Source organism: Jannaschia faecimaris (genome assembly GCF_900107415.1).
Lineage (GTDB): Bacteria > Pseudomonadota > Alphaproteobacteria > Rhodobacterales > Rhodobacteraceae > Jannaschia > Jannaschia faecimaris.
In genome coordinates this window covers 88,016-112,676 of the sequence record NZ_FNPX01000007.1, presented here as the reverse complement: position 1 = coordinate 112,676, position 24,661 = coordinate 88,016, and the positions used below count along the sequence as shown (strand labels likewise).

Here is a 24,661-nt window from a genome sequence, read left to right as displayed (position 1 = left end):
AGCAGTCTTGTGAAAATGAACATGATCCGAACAGTCCTTTTGGGGCTCGCTACCTTCTGTGCAATCTGGCTGGCCGCCATCCCGATGGCCAAAGCAGCCCCCTATGCGGAGATGGTAATCGACGCCCGCACGGGTGAGGTGATCCGCTCACGGAATGCCGACACGCGCCTGCATCCCGCATCGCTGACAAAGATGATGACGCTGTACATCGCGTTCGAAGCGGTTCGTCAGGGAGAGATCACGCTGGACACCGAAGTCCGCGTCAGCCGGAACGCCGCCAACGAGGTTCCGTCCAAGCTTGGTCTGCGGTCCGGACAGCGCATCGCGTTCCGCTATCTCATCCGCGCGGCTGCAGTGAAATCCGCGAACGATGCCGCCACAGCCATCGGCGAGGCCATCGCCGGTTCCGAGAGCGCATTTGCCGAACGGATGACCCGCACCGCGCGCGCGCTCGGCATGACGAACACGACATTTCGAAACGCCCATGGCCTGACCGCTTCGGGCCACCTGAGCACCGCGCGCGACATGACGACGTTGGGCCGGCGGCTGTTCTATGATTATCCTCAATATTACAACCTGTTCTCACGGCGCACGACAGATGCCGGCGTGACCCGCGTGCGCAACACGAACCGCCGTCTGCTGGATGCCTACCGGGGGGCAGATGGGATCAAGACCGGCTATACCAGTGCCGCCGGCTTCAACCTCGTTTCATCGGCCGAGCGGGGCGGTGTGCGCATCATCGCCACAGTCTTCGGGGGGCGTTCGACCGCGACGCGGAATGAACGCATCGCGGAGCTGCTGGACCTCGGCTTTGCAAACGCCCCGCAGCACGTGACCGAACGCCGGCCCAGCCTGCCGGTCTATGGCGGCCCAACGACCACGGGCCCAACGGCCCCTGCCGTATCGATGCGCCCGCAGATGCGCGGAACGCCATCCGGCGGAACGGTCTATGCCTCGGCCTCGGCCCCGACCGTATCCGTCGTGCAGCCCGAGCCGCGGCCGGAAGGCGAACCAGCGCGCGTCGTCGTGACCCGCGCGTCGACGGCGGGAAATGAATACGGGATCGCCTTGAGTTCTCAGGGGTCGAGATCCGCCGCAGACAAGTTGTTGCTGCGGACCGCCTTGCAAGAGCTCGACACTCTGGATCAGGCGTTGCGCCGGGTCGATCGGGTGCGCAACGGATTTGCGCCCAGTTTCGTGGGCCTTTCGCAACGCAGCGCCGAGCGCGCGTGCACTCGGCTCCGCGCACGCGACGTCGATTGCGACGTGGTCATCGGCGGCTGACGGATCTGCTGGAGGCCGAACGTCCGCCCCGGATAATCTAGAAACACCAAAGGCGGTCCGTCGGGACCGCCTTTTTGCATCAACTGGCAACCGTATCCTCGGCCTTGAGGTGGAATGCCGCGGCCATCAGCTTGCGGGTGTACGGGGCGGCGGGTGCGTCGAAAACCTGCGCCGCGTCACCCGCCTCGACCACATCGCCGCGTTTCATCACGATAACCTTGTGCGCCAGCGCGCGCACGACCCGCAGGTCATGGGAAATGAAAAGGTAGGCCAAGCCATAGCGTCTTTGCAGATCGCGCAAAAGATCGACGATCTGCACCTGTACCGTCTGGTCCAGCGCGGAGGTCGGCTCATCCAGCACGACAAGCTTGGGCCGCAGGATCATGGCGCGGGCGATCGCGATACGTTGCCGCTGCCCGCCCGAAAACTCGTGCGGGTAGCGATCCATCGACGCCGGATCAATGCCTACTTCATTCAGAATTTCGGACACCTGTTCCCGGTGGGGGCGGCTATCGCCGGTGTCATGCAGTATCAGGCCTTCGGCCACGATCTCGGCGACGGTCATTCGGGGGGAAAGACTGCCGTAAGGATCCTGGAAAACAATCTGCATCGACTGGCGCAGGGGCCGCAGTGCCTTGGATTGCAACCCGTCGATGCGGCGACCTTCCAGCGTGATCGGCCCCTCGGAGGAGATCAGCCGCATGATCGCCAGCGCCAGCGTGGTCTTGCCCGACCCGGATTCACCAACGATTCCCATTGTCTCGCCCGCACGGACCGAGAGTGTCGCCGCGTTGACCGCCTTTACGTAGCCCGCGGTTCGCTTGAGAAGGCCCTTGGTGATCGGAAACCAGATCTTCAGATGCTCGGTCGAGGCGATCTCCGATGCGTCCGCGGGAACCGGCTCCGGCACCCCCCTCGGTTCGGCGGCCAGCAGCATCTGCGTGTAGGGATGTTTCGGAGCGTCAAAGATCTCCGCCACCGGACCCGTCTCGACGATCTCGCCCCTTTGCATGACACAAACCCGGTCAGCGAAGCGGCGCACGATTCCCAAATCGTGCGTAATGAAGAGCATCGACATGCCTTCGTCCCGTTTGAGCTTGGCCAAAAGTTCGAGGATCTGAGCCTGAATGGTCACATCTAGCGCCGTTGTCGGCTCGTCGGCGATAAGCAGGTCAGGACCATTGGCGAGCGCCATGGCGATCATCACGCGTTGACGTTGTCCGCCGGATAATTCGTGGGGATAGGCCGGCAGGCGGCGCTCCGCATCGTCGATTCCGACCTTTTCAAGCAAGTCTAGAATACGCGCGCGCACGGCGCTGCCACGCAGACCCTGATGCAATTCGATGCTCTCGCGCAGCTGCTTCTCGATCGTGTGCAGCGGGTTGAGCGAGGTCATCGGCTCCTGAAAGATGAAGCTGATATCATTGCCGCGCACGCGGCGCAGCTCGGCCTCGGGCGCGCCGATCATCTGGGCACCGTCATAGGTGACGGAGCCGGAGACTTCCGCCGCATCCGGCAGAAGGGCAACGGTAGAGAGGGCAGTGATGGACTTGCCAGACCCTGACTCCCCCACGAGGGCGACCGTTTCGCCCTTCTCGACGGAAAAGCTCACGCCTTTGACCGCCAGGTTTTCAACCCCGTCCTGACGGAATGCGATCTTCAGGTCGCGGACGTCGAGCAGGCTCATGAAAAGGTCTTTCGCGGGTCGAAGGCATCACGAACACCCTCGAAGATGAACACCAGCAGCGACAGCATGATCGCAAAGGTGGTGAAGGCGGTGAAACCCAGCCACGGGGCCTGAAGGTTCTGCTTGGCCTGAAGCGTCAGTTCCCCGAGCGATGGCGACGACGACGGCAGGCCGAAGCCGAGGAAGTCGAGCGAGGCGAGACCGCCGATCGCACCGGTTACCAGGAAGGGCAGGAAGGTCAGCGTGGCAACCATGGCGTTGGGCAGGACGTGGCGGAACATTATGACGCGGTCCGACACGCCCAGCGCCTTGGCCGCTCGGACATACTCGAAATTCCGCGCCCTCAGGAACTCCGCGCGCACCACGCCGACGAGGCCGATCCAGCCGAATAGGACGGTGAGCCCGACCAAGAGCCAGAACGACACTGGAATGATCGCGACCACGATGATGATGACGTAAAGTGAAGGGGTGGAGCCCCAAATCTCGACGATGCGCTGCAATATGAGGTCAGTCCAGCCGCCGAAATACCCCTGCACGGCACCCGCCGCGATGCCGAGGAGGGACGACAGGACCGTCACGATCAGCGCGAAAGCCACCGACAGGCGGAAGCCGTAGATCACGCGGGCCAGCACGTCGCGCGCCGTGTCGTCGGTACCAAGCCAATGGTTGGCATCTGGTGCGGACGGGGCCGCGCCGTCGATGTTGTTGACTGTGTTGTAGCTGTAGGGGATGGGCGGCCAGAGGAGCCAGCCGGCCTCAACCGGCTCGCCCAAGGCCGTGCCCGACGCCTGCACCTCGGCGATGATGCCCTCGGGGTCGTCAAGGCAGGGGTCTTCGATGCCCCCCGCGATGATCAGGCATTGGACTTCGACCTCTCGGTAGGTGGCTTCCGTCTGAAAATAGCCGCCGAAATCCTGCTCGGAATAGAACGAAATGATCGGGGATCGCAGCTCGCCCTGATAACTGACCAAAAGGGGCTTGTCGTTGGCCAGCAGTTCGGCAAAAAGCGACAGCCCGAACAGGACGGCGAACAACCAAAGCGACCAGACGGCGCGGCGGTTCTTCTTGAAATTGCGCCAGCGGCGGGCGTTCAGAGGGGACAGCGTCATGTCTCTCGGCTCTCGAAATCGATACGCGGGTCGACAAAGATATAGGTCAGGTCCGTCACCAGGTTCATCAACAGGCCCAGCAGGGAAAACGCGAACAAAGTTCCGAACACGACCGGGTAGTCGCGGCTTACGACCGCCTCCAGGCCCAGACGGCCCAGACCGTCGAGCGAGAAGATCGTCTCGATGATGAGCGATGCGCCGAAGAACACGCCGACAAAGGCCGCCGGGAACCCCGCGATCACGATCAGCATCGCGTTGCGGAACACATGACCATAAAGGACGCGGCTCTCCGGCAGGCCCTTGGCCTTGGCGGTAACGACGTATTGCTTGCGGATTTCATCTAGGAAGGAGTTCTTGGTCAGCAGAGTCAGACCCGCGAAGGACGATATCGTAATTGCCAGCGTCGGCAGGGTCAGGTGCCAGAAGTAGTCGAGCACTTTTCCAACGGTCGACAATTGGTCGAAGTCCGATGACGTCAGGCCGCGCAGAGGGAATATCTTGTAATAGGAACCGCCCGCGAAAAGCACGAGTAGCAGGATCGCGAACAGGAACGCCGGGATGGCATAGGCGACGATCACGATGCCCGAGGTCCAGCTATCGAAGGCGGAGCCGTCGCGCACCGCCTTGCGAATACCCAGCGGGATGGAGATGCAATAGGCCAGAAGGGTCGACCAAAGCCCAAGAGACAGGGACACCGGCAGCTTTTCCAAAACCAGGTCAACGACGGAGATGGAACGGAAATAGCTCTCCCCGAAGTCGAAGCGCATGTAGTCCCACATCATGTTGAGAAAGCGTTCCAGCGGCGGCCTGTCGAACCCGAACTGCCGCTCCAACTCGGCGATGAACTCGGGTGGCAGACCCCGCGCGCCCTGATAGCCGCTGTCGTTGTCGAATTGCTCGGCCCCTGCCCCGTCCCCGCCACCGGCGATGTTGGCGAAGGCGTCGCCTTCACCCTGCAATTGGGCCAGAACCTGCTCCACCGGCCCGCCGGGGACGAACTGGATCAGTGAGAAATTGATGACCATGATGCCGATCAGTGTGGGAATGATCAGCAGAAGTCGTCTGAGGATGTAGGCACCCAAGGCTCAGAACGCTCCGTCGGCTTTGAGTTTGTCAAAAGCTTCTTGGTCGGCCCACCAGAAGCTGAGATTGCCCAGCGCATAGGGCGGCAGCGGGTCCGGATAGCGCAGGTAGTTGTAGTAGGCGACCGTGTGCACAGGCTTGAACCATTGGGGAATCCAGAATCGCTCGGCCCGCAGTGCCCGGTCGAGGGCAGAGATGGCGACGTGCAGCGCCTCCTCGGTTGCTGCTCCCTCGACTGCCTTGATCAGCGCGTCGATGCCCGGATCGGCCAGACCCATCAGGTTGAATGCGGAATCGTTCGCCGTCTGCGATCCGAAATACTGGCGCAAACCGGAGCCGGGCACGAAGGACATGGGCATCTGATGGGTGATGATGTCGAAGTCGTAGCTGCGCTCGCGCTCCTGCATCTGGGCGTTGTCGATACGTGTCATGCGAGCCTCGACGCCCAAGCGGGTCAGATTCTCGACAAAGGGATTGATGACGCGGTCGAATGTCTGGCTATCGTTGAGAAATTCGACCGATAGCGTGCGACCGTCCTTGCGGCGAATGCCGTCGTCGCCAACGGCCCATCCTGCCTCATCCAGCAAGCGCGACGCGTCTCTCAGGTTGCCCCGGTCCAATTGGCGGTCGCCCGATCTGGGGGGCACGACGGCCTCCTCGGTCAGGATGGACGCGTCCAACAAGCCCTGGTCGACCAGCGGACCCAGGACTTCCAATTCCGCTTCCGAGGGCAGGCCCACGGCCTTGAGTTCGGTATTTTCCCAGAAACTCTCGATCCGATCATAGATGCCGTAGAACAGTGTCGCGTCCGACCACTCGAAATTGAACATAAGGCCGATTGCTTCGCGGACACGCGGGTCGGAGAACTTGTCGCGACGCAGGTTGAAGACAAAGCTTTGAGAGGTGGCGATGGAGCCGTCGGGCAATTCCGCAGTGATCACGCTGCCATCCTGCACTGCCGGAAAGTCATAGCCGGTGGCCCATGATTTCGACGAAGCCTCGTTGCGGAAGGTATAGTTGCCCCCCTTGAAGCCCTGAAAAGCCGCGTCATAATCCGCGTAATACTCAATGCGGATGCTGTCGAAATTGTTGGATCCGATGTTGAGTGGATGATCGGCACCCCAATAGTCGTCGCGGCGACGGTATGTGACCGACCGACCGATATCCATACTTTCGAGAACATAGGGTCCGCTGCCGATGTGTGGCTCGAGCGTACTTTCTTCGAAGTCGATGCCCCTCTCCTCGAAGTCGGCCTTGGAGAAGATCGGAAGGCCGCCCACGGTGGCCGGCAGCTCGCGCGTCGGGATCCCTTCCTTGAAGATAAACCGCACGGTCAGCGGATCGATAGCTTCTGCGGTCTCGACCTGCGTCTGCAAGACGGCGCGGAAGCTGGGCAGGCCCTTGTCGCGGAACGTCTCGTAGCTGAAGACGACGTCATCGGCCGTCAGTTTTTCGCCGGACGAGAAGAACACGTCATCGCGCAGGGTGAAGGTCACTTCGCTGCGGTCCTCTGGGTAGTCCATCGAGTTGCAAATGAGGCAGTAGGATGTACCAATCTCGTCCGCCGTGCCCACCAGCAGGCTTTCATAGGGAGCGGAGGACAGCCCCGCCGCGCGACCCTTTGGCGTGTAGGGGTTCATCGAGTCGAAAGACCCAAAAGCCCAGACGCTGATCTCCCCACCTTTGGGCGCAACGGGGTTCACGTAGTCGAGGTGGGTGAAACCGGGCTGATACTTCAACTCGCCTCCGGGGAAGGTCGATATCCCGTAATCCGGCGTCGTGTCCTGCGCCAAGGCCGGCGCGGCGGCGATGACGGCAAGAAGTGCGAGACGTCGGAACATGGCGAACTCTCCCAAAAGGATATTTGATGCAGGTAACGAGGCGTGAGCAAGATATTCAAGGCCCCGCCCAACACTTGCCGGTGAGCAGGAGCGGCATGTTGCCGCAATGGTCCGTTCAATCGTGCCGACCTACGCTCCGAACATGCGAAAGGCCCGCCGAAGCGGGCCCTTGTCTGGACGTCTGCGCGCGACGCTTACTGCTCGGCGAGATAGGCAATAAGGTTGGCGCGATCGTTCACGTCATCCATCCCGCGATAGGCCATCTTGGTACCCGGCGCATACTCCTTGGGGTTCAGCAGGAAGCCCGACAGGTTCTCGGGGGTCCAGTCGCCGTCCATCGTGGCCAGTATCTCCGAATAAGCGTAACCCTCGGCGGCCCCTTTGTCGCGACCTACAATGCCGGCGAGATACGGACCCGTAGCGTTCGCACCGGATTCCAACTTGTGACAGGAGGCGCACTGCCGCCAAAGTTTCTCACCTTCTTCGGCGGAGGCGTTCACAAAGACCTCCTCGAACGGCACTTCAGGCTCGGCATCGGCCGTCTCGGTTCCGTCGCCGGAGTCGGGAACTTCGATTGCGTAACCTTGGGCGTGCTCTTCACCTTCGTGGGCGACCCCGCCAACGTGGTACAGGCTTTCTCCGGCCCAGGCACCCAGCAGAAGCACCAGAAGGGCACCGCAGAAGGCACCGCCGGCTTTGGTAATCGTCATCGTGTCCATTCGGGCACCCCTTGCTCGTTCTTCACGTCATCATATCTTTGCGCGCCATGTATGTGGTTTCCTAGGGGGCGCGCAAGGGATACAGGCTGCGACCATACGCATCAGCGCCGGATTTTGCACCGGATCAAGAGGATTGAACATGGGAAAGATCGCGTTTCAGGGGGAGCTTGGGGCCTATTCCCATGAAGCCTGCGTTCAGGCCCACCCCGATCACACGCCTCTGCCCTGCGCCACTTTCGAGGACTGTATCGCGGCCGTGCGCGACCACCGTGCGGATCTTGCAATGTTGCCGGTCGAGAACTCGACGTATGGCCGCGTGGCCGACATCCACCGCCTGCTACCGGAGTCCGGCCTGCATATCGTAGGCGAGGCGTTCATCCGAGTACGAATCGCGCTGATGGCCCTGCCGGGTGTGCCGCTGGAAGATATCCGTCACGTTCGCGCGCACCTCGTCCTGATCCCGCAGGCGCGCGGCTGGCTGGACGCCCGCGGCATCACCTCCGAGGCCGCCGCCGACAGCGCCGGGGCCGCCGCTGAGCTGGCGGAGCACGGGGAGCGATCCGAGGGCGTGCTCGCGTCGGTTCTGGCGGCGCAGACATACGGATTGCATGTGCTTGCCCGTGACATCGAAGACCATGGGCACAACACGACCCGCTTTGTCATCATGTCGCGCACGCCCGATTGGCCCCGCCCTGACAATGGCCCGGTGAAAACGACATTCGTCTTCCGCGTTCGCAACATGCCCGCTGCGCTTTACAAGGCAATGGGCGGGTTCGCCACGAATGGCGTGAACATGGTCAAACTGGAATCCTACATGATCGACGGGCAATTCACCGCGACCCAGTTCTATTCTGATATCGAAGGCCATCCCGAAGATCCGCCCGTCGCGCGAGCGCTTGAGGAACTCGCATACTTCTGCTCCGAACTGAATATCCTGGGCGTCTACCCGGCCGATCCCGACCATTTCGACGGTGGGGCCGCATAGGCGCGCGAAACCTAATTCGGGGCTCAGCCCGCCGTCTTCTCCACCCGCGACGCGAAGTCCGCGATCCGCGCCTTGTAGCGCTTGGCCATAGTCTTCCGGGCCAACTTGGCCGATTGCAACATCAGGCGCGCCGTCAGGCTGCGGGCCTTGCCCTCGCTGGTCACGGTGAGGCGGGTCAACCGCGGCCCTAACCCGACAAGCTCGACCTGGATTGTGATGTTCATCCCGTCCGTCACGGCCTCGGCCACCAACTGCGTCGGGGCCGCCAGCGTGGCCGCGGTCACCGTGATTGCGCGGGTCTTGCCCATGATCTCGGCCGTACCGGTCCATTCAGTGCCCTGTCCCGGAGGCCCCGACGGATTGCGCCGGATGCCGCCGACCCGCTGCGCCGCGCGTCTTTCGAAAGCCTCAAGATCACAAACCCTCGCCCAGACGGCGTCGATCGGGGCGGCTACATCCTCGGTGGCGACGAATTTCATTGGGGTCTCTCCTTGACTGATCTCCTCCTTATCCTCCGCACGGCTGCCGGCAAAGAGGAGGCCTTATGTCAGCGTGTCGGCCAACCAGTTCTTCAGAAGAAAATGTGCGATCGCCCCCTCGCGGGCGGGCAGGATGCGCGGATGAGTTCCGGCAAAAACCTCCGCAAGTTCTTCGCGACTGAGCCAGAGGGCTTCGGCGATTTCCTCCGGGTCGATCTCGATGGTTTCACTGATCGCCTCGCCGTGAGCACCGAACATCAGGCTGCCGGGGAATGGCCAAGGCTGACTGGCAAGGTAGTTGACCGGCCCAACGCGCACACCCGTCTCCTCCCAGACTTCGCGGCGCACGGCGGCTTCCATCGTCTCGCCCGGTTCCATGAACCCGGCAAGGCAGCTGAAAAATCCGTCGGGCCAGCCCGGCGACCGGCCCAGCAGGACGGAATTGCCCCGCGTCACAAGCATGATCACCACCGGGTCGGTGCGTGGGAAATGCGCGCGTCCGCACCCCGCACAGGCTCGCATCCAGCCGGCTTTGCCGACCTGCGTTTCGACCCCGCAATTGGCGCAGAAACCATGTGTGCGGTGCCATTCCAGTACCCCGCGCGCCGTCGCCGCAAGCTCCGCATCGAACGCCGCAAGCCGGGTCATCATCTGGCGCAACTCACAGAACGCCGTCCCCTCGGGCAGATCCGAATGCGTCTGCTCGCTGTCGTCGATGAAAGCGCCCAGCGTGTCGGCGACCCCCGTGACCTCCAGCCGCGAGATGTCGCGCGCGAAAACTGCGGCCTCTTCGACCCGTCCCAGCAGAACAGGCGTGCCAAGATTGGCGAAGGCATGGCCGTCCATCAACGCCAACCCATCGCGCGCCGCATTCATCAGCGGCTTGCCGCGCCACATCGGCAAGGTTTTCACCGGCAATGTTTCAAGGATCTCGGGATGGCGGCGCAGATCCTCTGCACGGTCCAGTCCTCCGCCCCCGAAGGTGACGGTCTCGGCGTGTTTCATCGCTCGGCTCCCAAAATTTTCCCTTTCCAAGAGTATCCGAGGGTCGGGGGCAAGGCCCCACGCGCCCCAAAACTGGGCATCTGAGCTAAGAATCGCTTGAAACGGTCGCACTCTCGCGTGCAGCCTCCCCTCGTTTGCCGCCACCTCTGGCCCTCACCGGTCGGTAAATCGAAACTCTGGCGGCCGAACTCAGGGGAGATTGCAGATGTTCATCAAATTCAGCAGCTTTGTGGCTGCTCTCACGCTCGCCGCGCCTGTCGCCGCCCAGACCGAGATGCCTTTCGCACTCGACTGGAAATTCGAGGGCCCTTCCGCAGCTTACTTCGCCGCCGTCGACAACGGCCATTTCGCCGCCGAAGACCTTTCGGTCGAGATCAGCGCCGGCCAAGGCTCGCTCGACGCGATACCGAAGGTCGCGACCGGGGCCTTCCCGGTCGGATTCGCCGACATCAATTCGCTGATGCGGTTCCTCGACCAGAATCCAGGGGCACCCGTCACGGCCGTGATGATGATCTACGACAAGCCGCCCTTCGCCATCGTGGGTCGCAAGTCGCAAGGCGTGTCGGAACCAAAGGACCTTGAAAACCACGTTCTGGGCGCGCCGCCCCCCGACGGGGCCTGGGCGCAGTTCCCGATCTTCGCCGAAACCGCCGGCATCGATGTCAGCAAGGTCACGGTGGAGCCGGTCGGGTTCCCGACCCGTGAACCCATGCTGGCCGAGGGTGAAGTCGACGCCGTGACCGGCTTCAGCTTCTCGTCCTACCTCAACCTCGTGCGCCTGGGCGTGCCGGAGGACGACATCTCGACAATCCTGATGGCCGATCACGGACTCGAGCTTTACGGCAACGCGATCATCGTCAACACCGACTTCGCCGAGGCCAACCCCGAAGCCGTCACCGGCTTCCTGCGCGCGGTCGCCAAGGGCTGGAAAGACGTCATCGCGGACCCGGCCATGGGTGCTCAGGCCGTGATCGACCGCAATCCGGCCGGCGATACCGATCTGGAGGAACGCCGATTGCAACTGTCGATCGACGCCAACGTCCTGACGCCTTACGTCATGGAAAACGGCCTTGGCGGCATCGACGCGGACAGAATGGCAAGCGCGATCGAGCAGACAAAGATGGTCTATGAGTTCCAGACCGAGCCGGACGCCGCCCTTTACTTCACCGACGCTTACCTGCCCGCTGCGTCGGACCGTATGCTGAAGTAATCGCAACCGGGGTGGCCCCCGTTTCAATGGATGGCCACCCCGACTTTGAAAGACCGCCATGTCCCTTCCGATCGCCCTCGAACACGTCACGCATGCCTATCAAACGGCGGCGGGGCCGCTTCCGGTTCTTGACGACCTCTCAATGGACATGCCCGAGGGCAGTTTTACCGCCGTCGTCGGCCCATCGGGGTGCGGGAAATCCACGCTGACGCGGTTGATTGCCGGGTTGATGAAACCCGATCAGGGCATCGTGCGCCTGGGCGGGCAGCCGGTCACCGGACCGCGCAAGACCGTGGGCATGGCTTTTCAGAACCCCGTCCTTCTGGAATGGCGCACGATCCTTCAGAACGTGATGCTGCCGCTGGAGATCGTCGGCACGTCTATGTCGAAGGTGCAGCAACAGGACCGCGCCCGCGAATTGCTGGCGCTGGTAGGGCTCGAAGGGTTCGAGGACAAGAAACCTTCGGAGCTGTCGGGGGGTATGCGCCAACGCGCCTCACTCTGCCGCTCCATCGTGCACCGCCCCGAGGTTCTGATCCTGGACGAGCCGTTCGGCGCATTGGACGCCTTCACCCGCGAGGACCTGTGGCAAACGATGCACGAGTTGCGGGCCAAGGAGAAATTCACCTGCGTGCTTATAACCCACGACCTGCGGGAATCGGTGTTCCTCTCGGACCGGACAGTGGTGTTCTCGGCCCGGCCGGCGCGGGCACAGACCGTGGTGGAAATCGACTTGCCGGGGCCGCGGGGCCTCGATGATCTCTATGCCCCTCGGGCGGTGGAGTTGCTGGCCCAATTGCGCCGGGAAATTCAGATCGCCCAAGGGCGGGAAACCGAGGCCGCCCATAAACCCCGGGCCGTGCCGGGCGTCGCCGGCACCCCGACGGAACATGTGGCCGCCACCGCGCAGGACCCGTCGACGGAGGCCCCGCGATGAACACCTTGCGCAAGATCGCCGTGCCGCTCGCCGCCATCGTCGCATTCCTGCTGGCGTGGGAGTTGCTGGTCTGGGCGAATGGCTGGCCGAATTACAAGATGGCTTCACCCAGCGACCTTGGTCCCGCTTTCGTGAAATACAAATGGCTCTTCCTCGAATACGGCTGGCAGACGCTCTGGCGGACCATCGCGGGCCTTCTTCTGGCTGTTGTCTTCGGTACCCTTCTGGGCATGGTCATGGGCTTCAGCCGCACGGCGCGCGAGGCGCTCTACCCCCTGTTGGTCGGCTTCAACGCCATCCCCAAGGCCACCGTGGTACCGGTGATCGCGCTACTGTTCATCGGGCAGCATGACCTGAACACGATCCTGATCGCCTTCATGATCTCATTCTTCCCGATCGCCGTATCAGTCAGCATCGGGTTGAGCACGCTTGAGCCGGAATATCGCGATATCCTGCGCAGCCTCGGGGCCTCCAAGTTCACCATCTTCCGCAAGATCGCCCTGCCCAAGACCCTGCCCGAGTTCTTTGGCGCGCTGAAGGTCGCGGTCACGCTGGCGTTCATCGGCACAAACCTGATGGAGATCGTCGAACCGCATGGGCGCGGGCTGGGCCACCTGTTCGATTCAGGCAAAATCAACGCGGATTACCCGCTGATGTTCGCCGTGCTGATCGCGCTGGCGGTGCTGGGCATAGCGCTGTTCTATGTCGTGGTCTTCTTGGAGCGCGTTTTCGCGGGCTGGGCCGAGAGATCTCCCGGCTGACGCCCGATTGTAGTCACGGTCGAATGCGAACTCCGTGGCAGACCTGACCCGGAGTTTCCCACGCGCGCCCTTCGCCTGACCCTCCTGATCATCCTGTTGGGGGTGCTTGCCCTTGCTGTGCCAGTGGCACTTGAGGCACGGGGCATACTCATGGCCCTGCCCTTATTGGGCAAAGCCGACCTTTAGGAGGTCTCGGAGCCGATGACGATGCGTGTCGCCACTGTTGCGCCGCGGCCCGGCCCGTTTTCGGGAGATCAGCCGAACAGACCTGACCTCTCATGCGCGCAGCACCCGCTATTCGCCGGACCCGACGCAGGGCACCCAGTACCGGATCGACAGCGGCGTCGTCTGGTGGGGTGCCGGTCCGGTTGACGGGCCGCCGCGTCCGACTTTGATCCTTCTGCACGGATCGGGCCGAAATGGGCAAAGCATGATCAACATGTGGCACGAAGTGGCTGCGGCGCAGGGCGTGGTACTGATCGCACCCGATTTCGACAGCATTCAGGGTTGGGACAAGGGCTTGCCCGATCCGCGCAGCGCGCTGGCCGTACTTGCGCCGGCTTCGGGGCTCTATCCGGTGGACACCGCGCGGATCGTCCACTTCGACCACTTACGGGGCGGAATCGCGGCGCAGGTCTGGGCTAACCGCTTCGACGGCCCCTGGCGCGCAGTCGCCGTTCACGCCGGAACTTTGTCGGAGGAACACGTCATCGCGGTCGAGACCGGCGTACCCGTCCGCCACTACCTCGGATCGGTCGATCGGGTTTTCCCCTTCGGCCCCGCCCGTGACGCGGGCCGGACAATAGCGGCGGCCGGTCATCCCTTCGAACTCGTGCGGCTGGAGGGACAGAATCACTGGTTATACGAACGCGGTGAAGATATTGCCGCCGACGCCTGGGTCCGGCTCGAAGAGTAGATCGACTGAGGTTGCATCCCCGCCTCGGGCGTCCTATTTGACCTGTGAGAGGTTGGCGCGGGCAAGCGTCTTGCCAACCTGGTCAGGTCCGGAAGGAAGCAGCCACAGCGAGTCCCGTTTGGGTCGTCGTCCAGCCTCTCACCATCCCGCTTTTTCATCTCGCGAATTTGTCGGGTTCCTTCCTCAACGACATGATGTGTGACCGGGGCTTTCGCCAAGCGTAAGCTCCCGAAGACGAAGTGCAACGATTTCGCCCAGCTCGCCTAATCGCCCAACAGTCCTAACTTCCCACCATGTCTGACCAATCCGCCAAGAACGAACTCGCCCAAGACCATACCGACTGGGCCGAGGACCGCACGGCAATGGCCAACGAGCGCACGTTCGCGGGCTGGATGCGCACCGGCATGGCCGCCATCGCGATTGCGGTGGGTCTGCGCGCCGTGTTTGGGGGCCGCCGAGCCAACCTGGGTGCCCAAATCCATATCGACCCTGTTCATCGTCGCAGCACTCCTGATTTTCTGGGCGGCGCGCAAGAATGCCTGCCCTGCGCAGAACCGGCTCGAGTCGCACGAGGCCGAAGTGCAGTCCGACACGAACTTTACCATGATGGCAGCCGTATTTTCGATCGGGGCCGCCACGGTCGGGATCGTGCTCTGGACACTCTAGCAACCGCCCGACGTTGGGCCTAGGTTGGTCCTTCGACCGGAGGGTGGCAAATGACGACGGAATACCAGGTTCTCGCGCGGAAATACCGGCCTGCGACGTTCGCCGACTTGATTGGTCAAGATGCGATGGTGCGCACCCTCAAGAACGCCTTTGCCGCCGACCGCATCGCGCAGGCCTTCGTGCTGACGGGTATCCGGGGTACGGGCAAGACGACCACGGCACGCATCGTGGCCAAGGGTCTGAACTGCGTCGGCCCCGACGGGTCCGGGAACCCCACGACCGAACCATGCGGCGTGTGTGAACCCTGCCGCGCGATCGCCGAGGGGCGGCACGTCGACGTACTGGAGATGGACGCAGCGTCGAACACCGGCGTGGGTGACATGCGCGAAGTCATCGACTCGGTGCACTACCGGGCGGCATCGGCGCGCTACAAGATCTATATCATCGACGAGGTTCACATGCTGTCGAACGCGGCGTTCAATGCGCTGCTCAAGACGCTGGAGGAGCCGCCCGCCCATGTGAAGTTTATCTTCGCTACGACCGAAATCCGGAAGGTGCCGGTGACGGTCCTGTCGCGTTGCCAGCGCTTCGACCTGCGGCGGATCGAGCCGGAGGTGATGATCGAACATCTGCGCGGCGTCGCCGCAAAGGAAGACGCCCAGATCGCCGATGACGCCCTGGCCCTGATCGCGCGGGCGGCCGAAGGGTCGGTGCGCGATGCCATGTCGTTGCTGGACCAGGCGATTTCCCACGGCGCGGGCGAGACGACCGCCGACCAGGTCCGCGCGATGCTCGGCCTTGCTGACCGGGGCCGCGTGATGGACCTGTTCGACATGATCATGAAGGGCGAGGCCGCGGCCGCGCTGGAGGAGCTCGGCGCGCAATATTCGGACGGGGCCGACCCGATGGCCGTGCTGCGCGACCTTGCGGAACTGACCCATTGGGTCAGCGTCATCCAGATCACCCCTGATGCCGCCGAGGACCCGACCGTGTCCCCGGACGAGCGCGCGCGCGGCCAGGCTTTTGCCCAAGGGTTGCAGATGCGCAGCCTGACGCGGATGTGGCAGATGTTGTTAAAGGCATTGGAAGAAGTCGGAAACGCACCCAATTCCATGATGGCCGCCGAGATGGCCGTGATCCGCCTGACTCATGTCGCCGACCTGCCCAGCCCGGACGATCTGGTGCGCAAGCTGCGCGATAACCCGTTGCCGCAAGGCAGCGCACCGGCACCGCGTCCTGCGCCCTCGGGCGGCGGCGGTCCGGTCGCCCGAGGCTCCGCCGCGCCTGCTCTAGCGCAGGTTACCGAACAGGCCCTCTCCCGGTTTCAGACTTTTCCGCAAGTGGTCGAGTTGATCCGCGCCAACCGCGACGTGAAGCTGCTGGTAGAGGTGGAGACGGGCATCCGGCTGGTCAGCTATGCCCCCGGACGAATCGAATTCGAGCCCGCCCCCGGCGCGGCTGACGATCTGGCGGGGCGGCTGGCCGGGCGATTGCAGGGCTGGACGGGCGTGCGTTGGGTCGTCTCGATCGCCTCCGACGGTCAGCCCACGGTCGCGGAAGTGCGCGACCACGCCCTGCGGCAGGCCGAGACAGACGCGATGGCGCACCCCATGACGCAGGCGATCCTGCAGGCGTTTCCGGGGGCCGAACTGGTCGAGATCCGCACCCGCGAAGTGCTGGAGCAGGAGGCCGCCGAGGAAAGCCTGGCCGAGGTCGAGGATGAATGGGATCCGTTCGACGAAGACTGACCTGCGTCGCGTGCGGAGGGTACCGTGACCGAAGATTCTCTGGCGCAAGATGAAACCGAAACCCGGTCCGAGTTGTTGTTGAGTCAAAGCATCACACAACCGGAGAGCCTATATGCCCGAGAGTTTTGTCACAGGAATCGATCAACAGACCCAGGAACAGATGTGCGAGGTTCTCAACGAACGCCTTGCCGTCGGCATTGATCTGCGCCTCGCCGTCAAACAGGCGCATTGGAACCTGCGCGGCCAAGGCTTCATTGGCGTGCACGAAATGCTGGACGAGGTTTCGGCCCGTCTTGGAGAGAGCACCGACATGATGGCCGAGCGTGTTGCCCTGATGGGCGGCTTTGCCAAAGGCACGACGCAGGTCGTGGCCGATAAGACGACGCTCGACGCCTATCCGGTCGAATTGACGGCGCTGGATGATCACGTGTCCGAGTTGGTCTCGCGTTTCAAGACGTTCGGCAAGATGATCCGCGAAGGCATGGAAGCCGCCGACGCGGCAGGTGACGAAGATACCGCCGACCTGCTGACCGAAGTCAGCCGCACGGTCGAGAAGGACACATGGTTCATCGGATCCAACGCCGCCGCCTGACACGTATTGTTCGAGAAAGAGGGGTGCCCCGATTAGTAAGTCAACGCTTACGATGCGTGTTGCTTCGACGCGAGAGCGACCCTTGCGGACCGCTTGCAACAGGCCGGCCGTCCTTGCTGGTAACCGCAAAACGTCGCCACGTATGCACGCACCAGGTCAACGGGGCAGCGACGGCGCTGACTACGTAGGGCACACGGGCAACCTCATCCCGTGACGCTTTCGGCAGCAGCGCGTAGATGACGCAAGTCGGTCCCGCAACAGCCTCCCAAGATACGCAGACCGGGGCGGGCGCGCCTCATGTCTGCCAACTGTCGCCCCAGTTCGTCCGGATCTCCGTCGTCCAGAACCTCGCAGTCGTCCAGTTCGGCGTGACTTTGACGGGACGCATTCGCAATGACGCCGGTCAGCATGGCCTCCCATTCCCCGCCATCGAAAGCGTGGGCGATGTGATCGGGGTGCGCGCAATTGACCATGATCGCTGCAGGCTCGGCGGCTTCTGCCAAATTGGCGACCGCTGATGCCAGCGATGTGCCGTCGGCAAGCTTTCCATCGGTTTCCACCGTAAACGAGATGAGCGCGGGAATCCCTGCTCGCTTCGCGGCAGTCGAGATGCCGATTGCTTCGCCGGTCGCACCCAGTGTGTAGGCGCTGACCATATCCGCGCCCGCCTCCCTCGCTGCGTCAATCTGTGGTGCGTGGTAATTTGCCGATGCTTCCGCCGCCGAGAGACCGGGTTCGTAACCGTCGCCCCGTGGACCAATCTGTACGCTTACCCTTGTCGCGACATCAGGGTTTGAATCGGACACACTGCGCGCCAAGGCGACCCCGGCATGCGTGACCCGCGGCAAATCCGCAGCCTCATAGCCGACCCCTTTTGCACGGTCGGGGTTGGCCATCCATGTGGGTGTATCAAGAATGATCCCGGTTCCGGTTTCGCGGCCAATCGCAATGAGATCTTCGTAGTAGCGCGCGAGCATGTCCCGCCCTTCTGCGCTGTCGATCATCGGGAACGCAGCGAAATTCGGCAGATCGTAACCCTTGTTGAAAATAAGATCGGTCTCCATCCCGGTCCAAGAAATCCAGACGCGATCATTCGAAAGCAGATTGCTGTTAGTCATCCCCTGCTCCTTCCACCGAATCTTTCAGACCCTACCACAACACGGTCTGTCCCGCAGCGGGGCATTCCACCGAGCGCGAAATATGCGCAATTTGAGACCTTTCAGTCTGATGACCGGCAGTGGTTCGGGCGAAAACCGACCCATGTAAGGAGATCGCAATGGCCACCCTGCGAAGAGAGACGCCGCCGGACGACGGCTCTTGCAGTGGGGGCGACCTGTCCAACCTCTGCGACACGCGGTTGCGGCGCGGGGCGTTGAGCACTACCTCGGAGTGAGCGGATCAAAGAAAGGGATGACAGATGTTCAAGGGACTCGGTGGCCTGGGCGACATGGCCGGAATGATGAAGAAAGCGCAGGAAATGCAGTCCAAGATGGGCGAGATGCAGGACAACCTGTCCGCGATCACTGTCACGGGCGAGTCCGGCGCGGGTCTGGTCAAGGCGACCTGCACTGCCAAGGGCGAGTTGGTCGGCCTGGACATCGACCCGTCTATCTTCGTCCCTTCCGAGAAGGAAATGGCTGAAGACCTGATCCTTGCCGCCATCAAGGACGCACAGGCCCGCGCAAGTGAAAAATCCCAGGAAGAGATGGGCAAGATCGCCGAAAGCATGGGTCTTCCGCCGGGCATGAAATTGCCGTTCTGATTTGAGCTCCACCCGCGACATTGAGACCCTGATCGAGCTGATGTCCCGCCTGCCGGGCCTTGGCCCCAGGTCTGCGCGACGTGCCGTTCTGCATCTGATCAAGAAACGCGATACGCAGCTTCTGCCGCTGGCGCAAATGCTGGATCAGGTCGGGCGATCTGTTCGGGCGTGCCTGAACTGCGGGAACCTGTCGACCGACGATATCTGTGCCATTTGCGAGAGCGAGAAGCGTGCAACCGGCCTGATCTGCGTCGTCGAGGACGTCGCCGATCTCTGGGCTATGGAGCGCGCACAGGTTTTTGACGGCCGCTATCACGTGCTGGGCGGAACACTGTCGCCGCTGGACGACATCGGCCCCGAGGACCTGCATATCCCCAAGCTGCGCGACCGCATTGCAGCAGAGGCCATCACGGAAGTTATCCTCGCCCTGAACGCCACGGTCGAGGGTCAGACGACGGCCCATTACGTCGCGCAGGAACTGGCCACTACCGGCGTCTCAATCTCTGGACTTGCCCAGGGTGTCCCGATCGGGGGCGAACTCGACTATCTGGACGATGGGACACTGCGCGCCGCGTTGTCCGCACGTAAGGCATTCTAGAAAGTCGTGGCACCTAACCCATGTTAGCGTTAACCAGATTGTGAACCGGGCCCGTTTACGGCCCAAAATCCGCTGGCTCGGTAGTTTATGGAAACCATAGCCTTGATATCTTTTCCCTTCGCTTTGATCCTCGGAATGGGGATCGGTTGGGTATGGCGTGGCTCACGGGGGCCTGCGGCCCCGACATCGACACCCAGCCGATCCCTCGCGACGAAGCCGGTGCCAGACTCGACGGGGTCCACGCTTGCCCTGTTCGATCTTGACGACTTGGCCGGCGTGAACCGGCAGCACGATTTCGACACCGGCGACCGGTTGCTGAATGCGGTCGCGGATGTGCTGCAACGCTCTCTTCAACCATCGGCCACATTGGAGCGATTGGAAAGTGGTCGGTTTCTGGTCCGCTCGCGCGGTACCTGTCTCGAAGACGCCGCCGTCGAAGCGGAACGGCTTCGCCAGATCGCGGCCTGCGTCCAGGTGCAAGGCACGACCGGATCCGTGACGCGCATGTTGACCGTCGGCGTGGTGGCCGTGTCGGCCAATGAAAGCCGGGCGCGCGCCATCCTGCGTGCGGATGTAGCATTGACGAACGCCAAGCGCGCCGGCGGCAACCAGACGCAGACCGTTCTCAAGCAGCCGACACCGTCGGTCGTCCCGTCACGCGCAGTGCTCGCCGAAGCTGTCAGGACGCGGGCCCTTGAATACCATGTGCAGCCGATCGTACGGCTCGCAGATCGCCAAACCGTCGGGGTTGAAAGCCTGCTGCGCTGGAACCGTCCGGATGGAACAATCGAGGGGCCTGCCGGTTTTCTGGACACGTTGAACCGCTTGCCGGAGGCGGGCGTCGATGTGCTTCCCGAGCTGGCGATCGCCGCCGCCCGGCCGTTCGTGGAAGGTCCGTCGCCAATCTACGCGACGTTCAACATCACCGGTGCGGTCCTGGACGGCCAAGGCAGCCCCGCATGTTGTTGGCTGAATAAGGTTTTGGACGCTCTGCCCCCCGAGAACCTGATCGTGGAAATCGTGGAAACCGCGATCATCGTCGCGCCGGAGCGAGCGGCCGACATGATCGAACGGATGCGCGCGCGCGGCGTGCGGATCGCTCTGGACGACTTCGGGTCGGGCCTGTCGAATCTCGAAAGGCTGCGGCGGTATCCGGTCGACATCCTCAAGATCGATCGCGCTTTCGTCAGCGGCATTGGCACCACCGGACGGGAAGAGGCGATCCTTCACGCTTTGGTTTCGCTCTCCAGGGAAATGGACATCAACCTTATCACCGAAGGGATCGAGACCGAGGAGCAGGTTCAGACGCTGATGGATATCGGGGTCCAATATGGGCAGGGATATCACCTCGGCCGCCCCGGCCCGGCGATGGATTGGGCGAATCGACTGACGCGCTAGCGGATCGGGGAAAGCAATGCCCGGCCCAGCGTGCAGTCCCGGATCACGTCCTGACCGCAATCGCGCGGTTGCAGGTCGCGGCTCAGGCAGATCCGGACCTCCTGAACCCGGTCGGCCCGGCAGGTGACCGTCACGCCATCCCCGGAGAGGTCGGGATTGGCCTCCAGGAACGCCTCTTCTATCACGGCGGCGGGCAGGGTCACCTCCCGTCCCAGGTCGCGGATGACTTGCGGGCGGGAAACACCCTCGTAGGCCAACCGCGACAGGGCGAAGTATTCCTCTGCATCCAGACCGGTACACACGCCATGCTTGCGCCATTGATGAAACGCGAGGCCGGATGACCCCATGATATCCACCATTTCGCCGGTTTGCCCGCGGGTGGCGGGGCGCTCCGACGTACGGCAGAAACTTGGCCAGCCATCGTCGTATTGCGGCCAAAGACCATGCAGGGTGAAACCATAGCCCGTGTTCCGATCGCATTGCGGTGATCCACGCCGGTCACCTTCCAGCGCGCACCACGTCGGCGTCCATGACAGCGCAAGGACGTAGTAGTCGAAGTCCCCCGCAGCCTCACCATCCGCGAATCCCGGCGTGGCGAACATCATCAGCGCGGCAATCAAGCGTTTCATCAAAGGTCTTTCGTATTACCTCGGCCCAGCCTATATAACGCCCCAAGTTCCCCGATAGCGAGAACAAGCGGCCCGCGCCGCAGCCCTGATCCGGGCGACGAGGAAGTCATGTCTTGAAGGAGGCAAACGATGAACAAACCCATCATGGCCAAGGCCACAGCCGTCTGGCTGGTCGACAATACAACACTGACCTTCAAGCAGGTCGGCGACTTCTGTGACCTCCACGAGCTTGAGGTTCAGGGCATCGCCGACGGCGACGTGGCCGTGGGCGTGAAGGGCTTTGACCCGGTCGCCAACAATCAGCTGACCGCCGAGGAAATCGAGGCTGCTGAAAAGAACCCGATGCATAAGCTGAAGCTGAAGTTCAATGCCGCCGCCCAAGGCGAGGAAAAGCGCCGAGGCCCGCGCTATACCCCCCTGTCCAAGCGCCAGGATCGTCCCGCGTCGATCCTGTGGCTGGTCAAGTTTCACCCCGAGCTGACGGACGCGCAGGTGTCCAAGCTGATCGGCACGACGAAGCCGACGATCCAGGCCATCCGCGAGCGGACGCACTGGAACATCCAGAACATTCAGCCGATCGATCCGGTCGCCCTGGGCCTGTGCAAACAGACCGAGCTGGACGCCGCCGTGCAGAAGGCCGCCGCCAAGCAGGCCAGCTCCGGTGCCGCCGCGATGACCGATGATGAGCGCCGCAAGCTGGTATCGACCGAACAGTCGCTGGGCATGGACCCCGACGATCAGCGGATTCCGTCGAACATCTCGGGCCTTGAGACGTTCAGCCTGTCGGGTAACGATCAGGACGAGGAGGTCGAGGACAAGCGCGATGTGCGCGACGCCGACAGCTTCTTCAACATCCCCGACGATGCGGATGACGACGAAGACGCCAACCGCTGAGATTACGGTATTTCAAGAAGAACGGGCCGCCTCGAAAGGGCGGCCCTTTGTATGTGCGGTCGGCAGACCGTCTGCGCGTCAGGCGTTCATCTTCTCTATGTACTTGCGCAATTCGCCGGCCTCCTGCCGTGCCTCGCGCAGGCCGTCCATCGCGGCGGTCAGTTCTGCCTGGCTCTGGGTCAGCTGCGTTGACAGTTCATTCTCGCGATACTGGTAATACGTGATTGCCTCGTCGCGCTGTTCTTCCGCGTCGTGCAGGGACTTGGCCATCTCTTCCAGTTCGGCGACGTCCGAAACGGTCACGCGGCTGAACCGGTAGACCAGCCAGGATGCGAACCAGCCCAGCACGAAGGCGGCAAACAGGATCACCGCGATTGCGATGACAAATTCGGTGCGATTCATTCGTCGGTCCCCTCGGTGGCCGGGCCAGTGACTTGCTGCGCGTCACTTTCGCCGGTTTCCGACGCGGCCGCAATTGCGGGCTCTGCCGACGCCTCTTCCCGATCGCTGCGACCCAGCAGTGTGAACGTGATGCGACGGTTGTCTTCCCGCCCCTCCTCGGTTTCGTTGTCCGAGATGGGTTCCGCCTCGCCATAGCCTTTGGACACCAACTGGCTGGGTGGGACACCTCGACTGATGAGCGCGGCGCGCACCGCCTCGGCGCGCCCCACGGACAAGGCCAGGTTCGACTCCTCGCGCCCCTGGCTATCGGTATGACCGCCAATCTCGAAGACCGCGCGGCGGCACTCCTTGAGCATGTCGGTCAGACGCGCCAACTGGCCATCGCCCGCCTCCTCGATCACGGATTCACCGGGGGCAAATGTCAGCTTCTGCTCTACCAGGATGCCATTCAGCCGGGTCTCGCACTCTTCGGGCGTGGGAATATTCAGGACCGGGTCCAACTCCTCGTCGTATATAACCTCGATCCGAAAATCGGCTTCCGCGCCCAGCTTTGCCGACAGCAGACCCGAGATCGTCGCCTCCGCCTGCCGGTCACCGGTCACGCCGCGCAGCACGACAAGGTCCGGCTGCACGACCACGACGCCCTCCTCCAACCGCGACAAAGCCTCCAGACCGGCCAGCACGCGCACCGGCCAACCCTGTGGCAATGTCTCGTCGGAACGGGTCGCGGCATAAGTGTTGTTCACCCCGAACAGGGCGCGCCCGACGCTGAAGACAGCGGCCTTCTGTGCATCGTCGTACAAGCGTCCGCGCAATTGCACCTGCCCCTCGGGCGACAGGGTGGCGACGAATTCGGGCGGGCCGCTGTCCGATGTGCCGGTGCCGTCGACCTGTGTCGGTTCAGGCAAGACAGCGGAGAGAAGGAAAAGCTCCGGCAGGGCCGCATCCAACTCTGACACGACCGTGTCGAACAGCGACGCGTCCGTTCCTTCCAACGCGATCAAGGAGACATCGGCGTCTGACAGGGTCAGCGCCCCGCCGCCCAGCTGCGCCAGCGCGCCGATCCCTTCGGAGGCCGCGGTCGACCAACTGGCCGAGGGAACGCCCAAACCGATCACGCAGTTTGCGTTTCCGCTGAACCCGGCTTCGGCCGCGGCGGCAAGAACGCGGGTGCGCGCCACCTCACTGTCGACAGCGCAAGCTTCGAACCGGGAACGCCCCCCCTCGACTATGACGAAGCGAAGGGTGAAGGGCGTGATAACCGGGCGGGGCGACGCGATGTCGAGGACGAGCGTCACCGTTCGGGGCTTGGAGCGGTTAAGCTCCCGTTCGAGCGCGATGCGTTCATCATCGCTGTCGGCAACGGCCGTCACGACGATACGCCCCGCCTCGACCGAGACCTTGGAGCGCGGCAGCTCGTCCAGGATCGAGATAGCAAAGCGCACCGTGGCTTCCCAGGTGTCTGGAACGGCGTGGTCCGCAGCTTCGACCATGTTTGTCACGTCCATCGGCGCGTCGCCGGTCGAAAGCCTGTCGAGCAGATCGTTCAACACATCGCGGCCCTCGCCACTCGGCACCAGTCCGATGACGGACACATCGGCGTCGTTGCGCAGGATCTCGAGCGAGAAGCGCGGCACCGTTGCCGGGCGGCTCGGCTGCACTTCCATCGCGTCGATGATGCGGCGCGGATCAACGATGGCACCCGCACGCGTGATGGCGCGGAAGCGGGCGGGCTCGTCCGGGGCGATGCCCGTCAGAACCAGCTGCAACCCGTCAGTGACCACCGACGCCCATCCGAGGCCGCCAGCATCAAGTTCCTGTGTCACCGCAACCTTCGAGGTCGCCTCGACATAGTTTGCCGCGACCCAGGCCCCCCCGATGGATGCCGCCCCGGCCACCGCAAAGGCAGCGGCCGTCGTGAGAATGCGTTTGCGTGACATGCGTGTCCTGTAGCTC

Annotated in this window: 24 protein-coding genes, 1 other RNA gene and 1 pseudogene; 15 read left to right on the top strand and 11 right to left on the bottom strand. The window is 63.0% G+C overall.

Features of this window, described 5'->3' with window-relative positions:
• Positions 1-15 precede the first annotated feature (15 nt).
• On the top strand, positions 16-1,284 hold the full coding sequence (locus BLV27_RS10035; RefSeq protein ID WP_092645514.1) for a D-alanyl-D-alanine carboxypeptidase family protein: 1,269 nt from the start codon (positions 16-18) through the stop codon (positions 1,282-1,284).
• A gap of 79 nt (positions 1,285-1,363) precedes the next feature.
• Here BLV27_RS10035 and BLV27_RS10030 read toward each other — a convergent pair whose 3' ends face one another.
• The 5 genes from BLV27_RS10030 to BLV27_RS10010 all read right to left on the bottom strand — a co-directional run bounded on the left by BLV27_RS10030 (position 1,364) and on the right by BLV27_RS10010 (position 7,723).
• A complete protein-coding gene (locus BLV27_RS10030; protein ID WP_092645512.1) occupies positions 1,364-2,971 on the bottom strand; it encodes an ABC transporter ATP-binding protein in 1,608 nt (535 codons plus the stop codon).
• Positions 2,968-4,080, bottom strand: coding sequence for an ABC transporter permease (locus BLV27_RS10025; protein WP_092645510.1), 1,113 nt, complete (start codon positions 4,078-4,080; stop codon positions 2,968-2,970). The genes BLV27_RS10030 and BLV27_RS10025 overlap by 4 nt, the downstream gene beginning before the upstream one ends.
• Positions 4,077-5,162 carry a microcin C ABC transporter permease YejB gene (locus BLV27_RS10020; protein ID WP_092645507.1) on the bottom strand — a complete coding sequence of 362 codons (1,086 nt, stop codon included), beginning with the start codon at positions 5,160-5,162 and terminating at the stop codon, positions 4,077-4,079. The genes BLV27_RS10025 and BLV27_RS10020 overlap by 4 nt, the downstream gene beginning before the upstream one ends.
• 3 nt (positions 5,163-5,165) lie before the next feature.
• Positions 5,166-7,004 carry an extracellular solute-binding protein gene (locus BLV27_RS10015; protein WP_092645504.1) on the bottom strand — a complete coding sequence of 613 codons (1,839 nt, stop codon included), beginning with the start codon at positions 7,002-7,004 and terminating at the stop codon, positions 5,166-5,168.
• A 194-nt stretch (positions 7,005-7,198) separates the two neighbouring features.
• Positions 7,199-7,723 (bottom strand): c-type cytochrome, encoded by a 525-nt coding sequence (locus BLV27_RS10010; protein WP_092645502.1) that lies wholly within the window; start codon positions 7,721-7,723, stop codon positions 7,199-7,201.
• Positions 7,724-7,862: 139 nt separating this feature from the next.
• On the opposite strand from BLV27_RS10010, the gene BLV27_RS10005 reads away from it, so the two are divergent.
• Positions 7,863-8,708 carry a prephenate dehydratase gene (locus BLV27_RS10005; protein WP_092645500.1) on the top strand — a complete coding sequence of 282 codons (846 nt, stop codon included), beginning with the start codon at positions 7,863-7,865 and terminating at the stop codon, positions 8,706-8,708.
• 23 nt (positions 8,709-8,731) lie between these two features.
• On the opposite strand, the gene BLV27_RS10000 is transcribed toward BLV27_RS10005, so the two are convergent.
• Positions 8,732-9,187 (bottom strand): SRPBCC family protein, encoded by a 456-nt coding sequence (locus BLV27_RS10000; protein WP_092645498.1) that lies wholly within the window; start codon positions 9,185-9,187, stop codon positions 8,732-8,734.
• A 63-nt stretch (positions 9,188-9,250) separates the two neighbouring features.
• Positions 9,251-10,192, bottom strand: coding sequence for an NAD(+) diphosphatase (gene nudC, locus BLV27_RS09995; protein ID WP_092645496.1), 942 nt, complete (start codon positions 10,190-10,192; stop codon positions 9,251-9,253).
• A gap of 205 nt (positions 10,193-10,397) precedes the next feature.
• Here nudC and BLV27_RS09990 point away from each other — a divergent pair, with 205 nt between their 5' ends.
• The 9 genes and pseudogenes from BLV27_RS09990 to dps all read left to right on the top strand — a co-directional run bounded on the left by BLV27_RS09990 (position 10,398) and on the right by dps (position 17,022).
• Complete coding sequence (locus BLV27_RS09990) at positions 10,398-11,402, top strand: ABC transporter substrate-binding protein (RefSeq protein ID WP_092645494.1); 1,005 nt, start codon at positions 10,398-10,400, stop codon at positions 11,400-11,402.
• 58 nt (positions 11,403-11,460) lie between these two features.
• Entirely contained in the window at positions 11,461-12,339 is an 879-nt protein-coding gene (locus BLV27_RS09985) for an ABC transporter ATP-binding protein (protein WP_092645491.1), read from the top strand.
• Positions 12,336-13,100: an ABC transporter permease gene (locus BLV27_RS09980; RefSeq protein ID WP_092645488.1), complete on the top strand. Its 765-nt coding sequence runs from the start codon at positions 12,336-12,338 to the stop codon at positions 13,098-13,100. The genes BLV27_RS09985 and BLV27_RS09980 overlap by 4 nt, the downstream gene beginning before the upstream one ends.
• Before the next feature lie 211 nt (positions 13,101-13,311).
• On the top strand, positions 13,312-14,016 hold the full coding sequence (locus BLV27_RS09975; RefSeq protein WP_092645485.1) for an alpha/beta hydrolase family protein: 705 nt from the start codon (positions 13,312-13,314) through the stop codon (positions 14,014-14,016).
• A 45-nt stretch (positions 14,017-14,061) separates the two neighbouring features.
• Positions 14,062-14,160, top strand: an RNA gene (ffs, locus tag BLV27_RS09970) — signal recognition particle sRNA small type.
• Between the two features lie 149 nt (positions 14,161-14,309).
• A pseudogene (locus BLV27_RS20105) lies at positions 14,310-14,432 on the top strand (DUF202 domain-containing protein); the annotation flags it as partial.
• 52 nt (positions 14,433-14,484) lie between these two features.
• Complete coding sequence (locus BLV27_RS19710) at positions 14,485-14,682, top strand: hypothetical protein (protein WP_244504617.1); 198 nt, start codon at positions 14,485-14,487, stop codon at positions 14,680-14,682.
• 50 nt (positions 14,683-14,732) lie between these two features.
• Positions 14,733-16,430: a DNA polymerase III subunit gamma/tau gene (locus BLV27_RS09960; protein ID WP_092645483.1), complete on the top strand. Its 1,698-nt coding sequence runs from the start codon at positions 14,733-14,735 to the stop codon at positions 16,428-16,430.
• A 112-nt stretch (positions 16,431-16,542) separates the two neighbouring features.
• Positions 16,543-17,022, top strand: coding sequence for a DNA starvation/stationary phase protection protein Dps (gene dps / locus BLV27_RS09955; protein ID WP_092645481.1), 480 nt, complete (start codon positions 16,543-16,545; stop codon positions 17,020-17,022).
• A gap of 203 nt (positions 17,023-17,225) precedes the next feature.
• Here dps and BLV27_RS09950 read toward each other — a convergent pair whose 3' ends face one another.
• Positions 17,226-18,140 (bottom strand): homocysteine S-methyltransferase family protein, encoded by a 915-nt coding sequence (locus BLV27_RS09950; RefSeq protein WP_092645479.1) that lies wholly within the window; start codon positions 18,138-18,140, stop codon positions 17,226-17,228.
• Positions 18,141-18,439: 299 nt separating this feature from the next.
• On the opposite strand from BLV27_RS09950, the gene BLV27_RS09945 reads away from it, so the two are divergent.
• The 3 genes from BLV27_RS09945 to BLV27_RS09935 all read left to right on the top strand — a co-directional run bounded on the left by BLV27_RS09945 (position 18,440) and on the right by BLV27_RS09935 (position 20,780).
• Complete coding sequence (locus tag BLV27_RS09945) at positions 18,440-18,784, top strand: YbaB/EbfC family nucleoid-associated protein (RefSeq protein ID WP_092645477.1); 345 nt, start codon at positions 18,440-18,442, stop codon at positions 18,782-18,784.
• A 1-nt stretch (position 18,785) separates the two neighbouring features.
• Positions 18,786-19,382: a recombination mediator RecR gene (recR, locus tag BLV27_RS09940; protein ID WP_092645475.1), complete on the top strand. Its 597-nt coding sequence runs from the start codon at positions 18,786-18,788 to the stop codon at positions 19,380-19,382.
• 219 nt (positions 19,383-19,601) lie between these two features.
• Positions 19,602-20,780, top strand: coding sequence for a bifunctional diguanylate cyclase/phosphodiesterase (locus tag BLV27_RS09935; protein WP_170831412.1), 1,179 nt, complete (start codon positions 19,602-19,604; stop codon positions 20,778-20,780).
• On the opposite strand, the gene BLV27_RS09930 is transcribed toward BLV27_RS09935, so the two are convergent.
• On the bottom strand, positions 20,777-21,409 hold the full coding sequence (locus BLV27_RS09930; protein ID WP_092645470.1) for a ribonuclease T2 family protein: 633 nt from the start codon (positions 21,407-21,409) through the stop codon (positions 20,777-20,779). The two genes, BLV27_RS09935 and BLV27_RS09930, sit on opposite strands and share 4 nt — an antisense overlap.
• A 129-nt stretch (positions 21,410-21,538) precedes the next feature.
• Here BLV27_RS09930 and BLV27_RS09925 point away from each other — a divergent pair, with 129 nt between their 5' ends.
• A complete protein-coding gene (locus BLV27_RS09925) occupies positions 21,539-22,303 on the top strand; it encodes a DUF1013 domain-containing protein (RefSeq protein ID WP_092645468.1) in 765 nt (254 codons plus the stop codon).
• 78 nt (positions 22,304-22,381) lie between these two features.
• Here BLV27_RS09925 and BLV27_RS09920 read toward each other — a convergent pair whose 3' ends face one another.
• Entirely contained in the window at positions 22,382-22,705 is a 324-nt protein-coding gene (locus tag BLV27_RS09920; protein WP_092645466.1) for a hypothetical protein, read from the bottom strand.
• Positions 22,702-24,645 (bottom strand): OmpA family protein, encoded by a 1,944-nt coding sequence (locus BLV27_RS09915; protein WP_092645464.1) that lies wholly within the window; start codon positions 24,643-24,645, stop codon positions 22,702-22,704. The genes BLV27_RS09920 and BLV27_RS09915 overlap by 4 nt, the downstream gene beginning before the upstream one ends.
• Positions 24,646-24,661: the final 16 nt, after the last annotated feature.

Coding starts and splice junctions, on each gene's coding strand:
- BLV27_RS10035 (WP_092645514.1), top strand. CDS start 16: ATGAACATGATCCGAACAGTCCTTTTGGGGCTCGCTACCTTCTGTGCA.
- BLV27_RS10030 (WP_092645512.1), bottom strand. CDS start 2,971: ATGAGCCTGCTCGACGTCCGCGACCTGAAGATCGCATTCCGTCAGGAC.
- BLV27_RS10025 (WP_092645510.1), bottom strand. CDS start 4,080: ATGACGCTGTCCCCTCTGAACGCCCGCCGCTGGCGCAATTTCAAGAAG.
- BLV27_RS10015 (WP_092645504.1), bottom strand. CDS start 7,004: ATGTTCCGACGTCTCGCACTTCTTGCCGTCATCGCCGCCGCGCCGGCC.
- BLV27_RS10010 (WP_092645502.1), bottom strand. CDS start 7,723: ATGGACACGATGACGATTACCAAAGCCGGCGGTGCCTTCTGCGGTGCC.
- BLV27_RS10005 (WP_092645500.1), top strand. CDS start 7,863: ATGGGAAAGATCGCGTTTCAGGGGGAGCTTGGGGCCTATTCCCATGAA.
- BLV27_RS10000 (WP_092645498.1), bottom strand. CDS start 9,187: ATGAAATTCGTCGCCACCGAGGATGTAGCCGCCCCGATCGACGCCGTC.
- nudC (WP_092645496.1), bottom strand. CDS start 10,192: ATGAAACACGCCGAGACCGTCACCTTCGGGGGCGGAGGACTGGACCGT.
- BLV27_RS09990 (WP_092645494.1), top strand. CDS start 10,398: ATGTTCATCAAATTCAGCAGCTTTGTGGCTGCTCTCACGCTCGCCGCG.
- BLV27_RS09985 (WP_092645491.1), top strand. CDS start 11,461: ATGTCCCTTCCGATCGCCCTCGAACACGTCACGCATGCCTATCAAACG.
- BLV27_RS09980 (WP_092645488.1), top strand. CDS start 12,336: ATGAACACCTTGCGCAAGATCGCCGTGCCGCTCGCCGCCATCGTCGCA.
- BLV27_RS09960 (WP_092645483.1), top strand. CDS start 14,733: ATGACGACGGAATACCAGGTTCTCGCGCGGAAATACCGGCCTGCGACG.
- dps (WP_092645481.1), top strand. CDS start 16,543: ATGCCCGAGAGTTTTGTCACAGGAATCGATCAACAGACCCAGGAACAG.
- BLV27_RS09950 (WP_092645479.1), bottom strand. CDS start 18,140: ATGACTAACAGCAATCTGCTTTCGAATGATCGCGTCTGGATTTCTTGG.
- BLV27_RS09945 (WP_092645477.1), top strand. CDS start 18,440: ATGTTCAAGGGACTCGGTGGCCTGGGCGACATGGCCGGAATGATGAAG.
- BLV27_RS09930 (WP_092645470.1), bottom strand. CDS start 21,409: ATGAAACGCTTGATTGCCGCGCTGATGATGTTCGCCACGCCGGGATTC.
- BLV27_RS09925 (WP_092645468.1), top strand. CDS start 21,539: ATGAACAAACCCATCATGGCCAAGGCCACAGCCGTCTGGCTGGTCGAC.
- BLV27_RS09920 (WP_092645466.1), bottom strand. CDS start 22,705: ATGAATCGCACCGAATTTGTCATCGCAATCGCGGTGATCCTGTTTGCC.
- BLV27_RS09915 (WP_092645464.1), bottom strand. CDS start 24,645: ATGTCACGCAAACGCATTCTCACGACGGCCGCTGCCTTTGCGGTGGCC.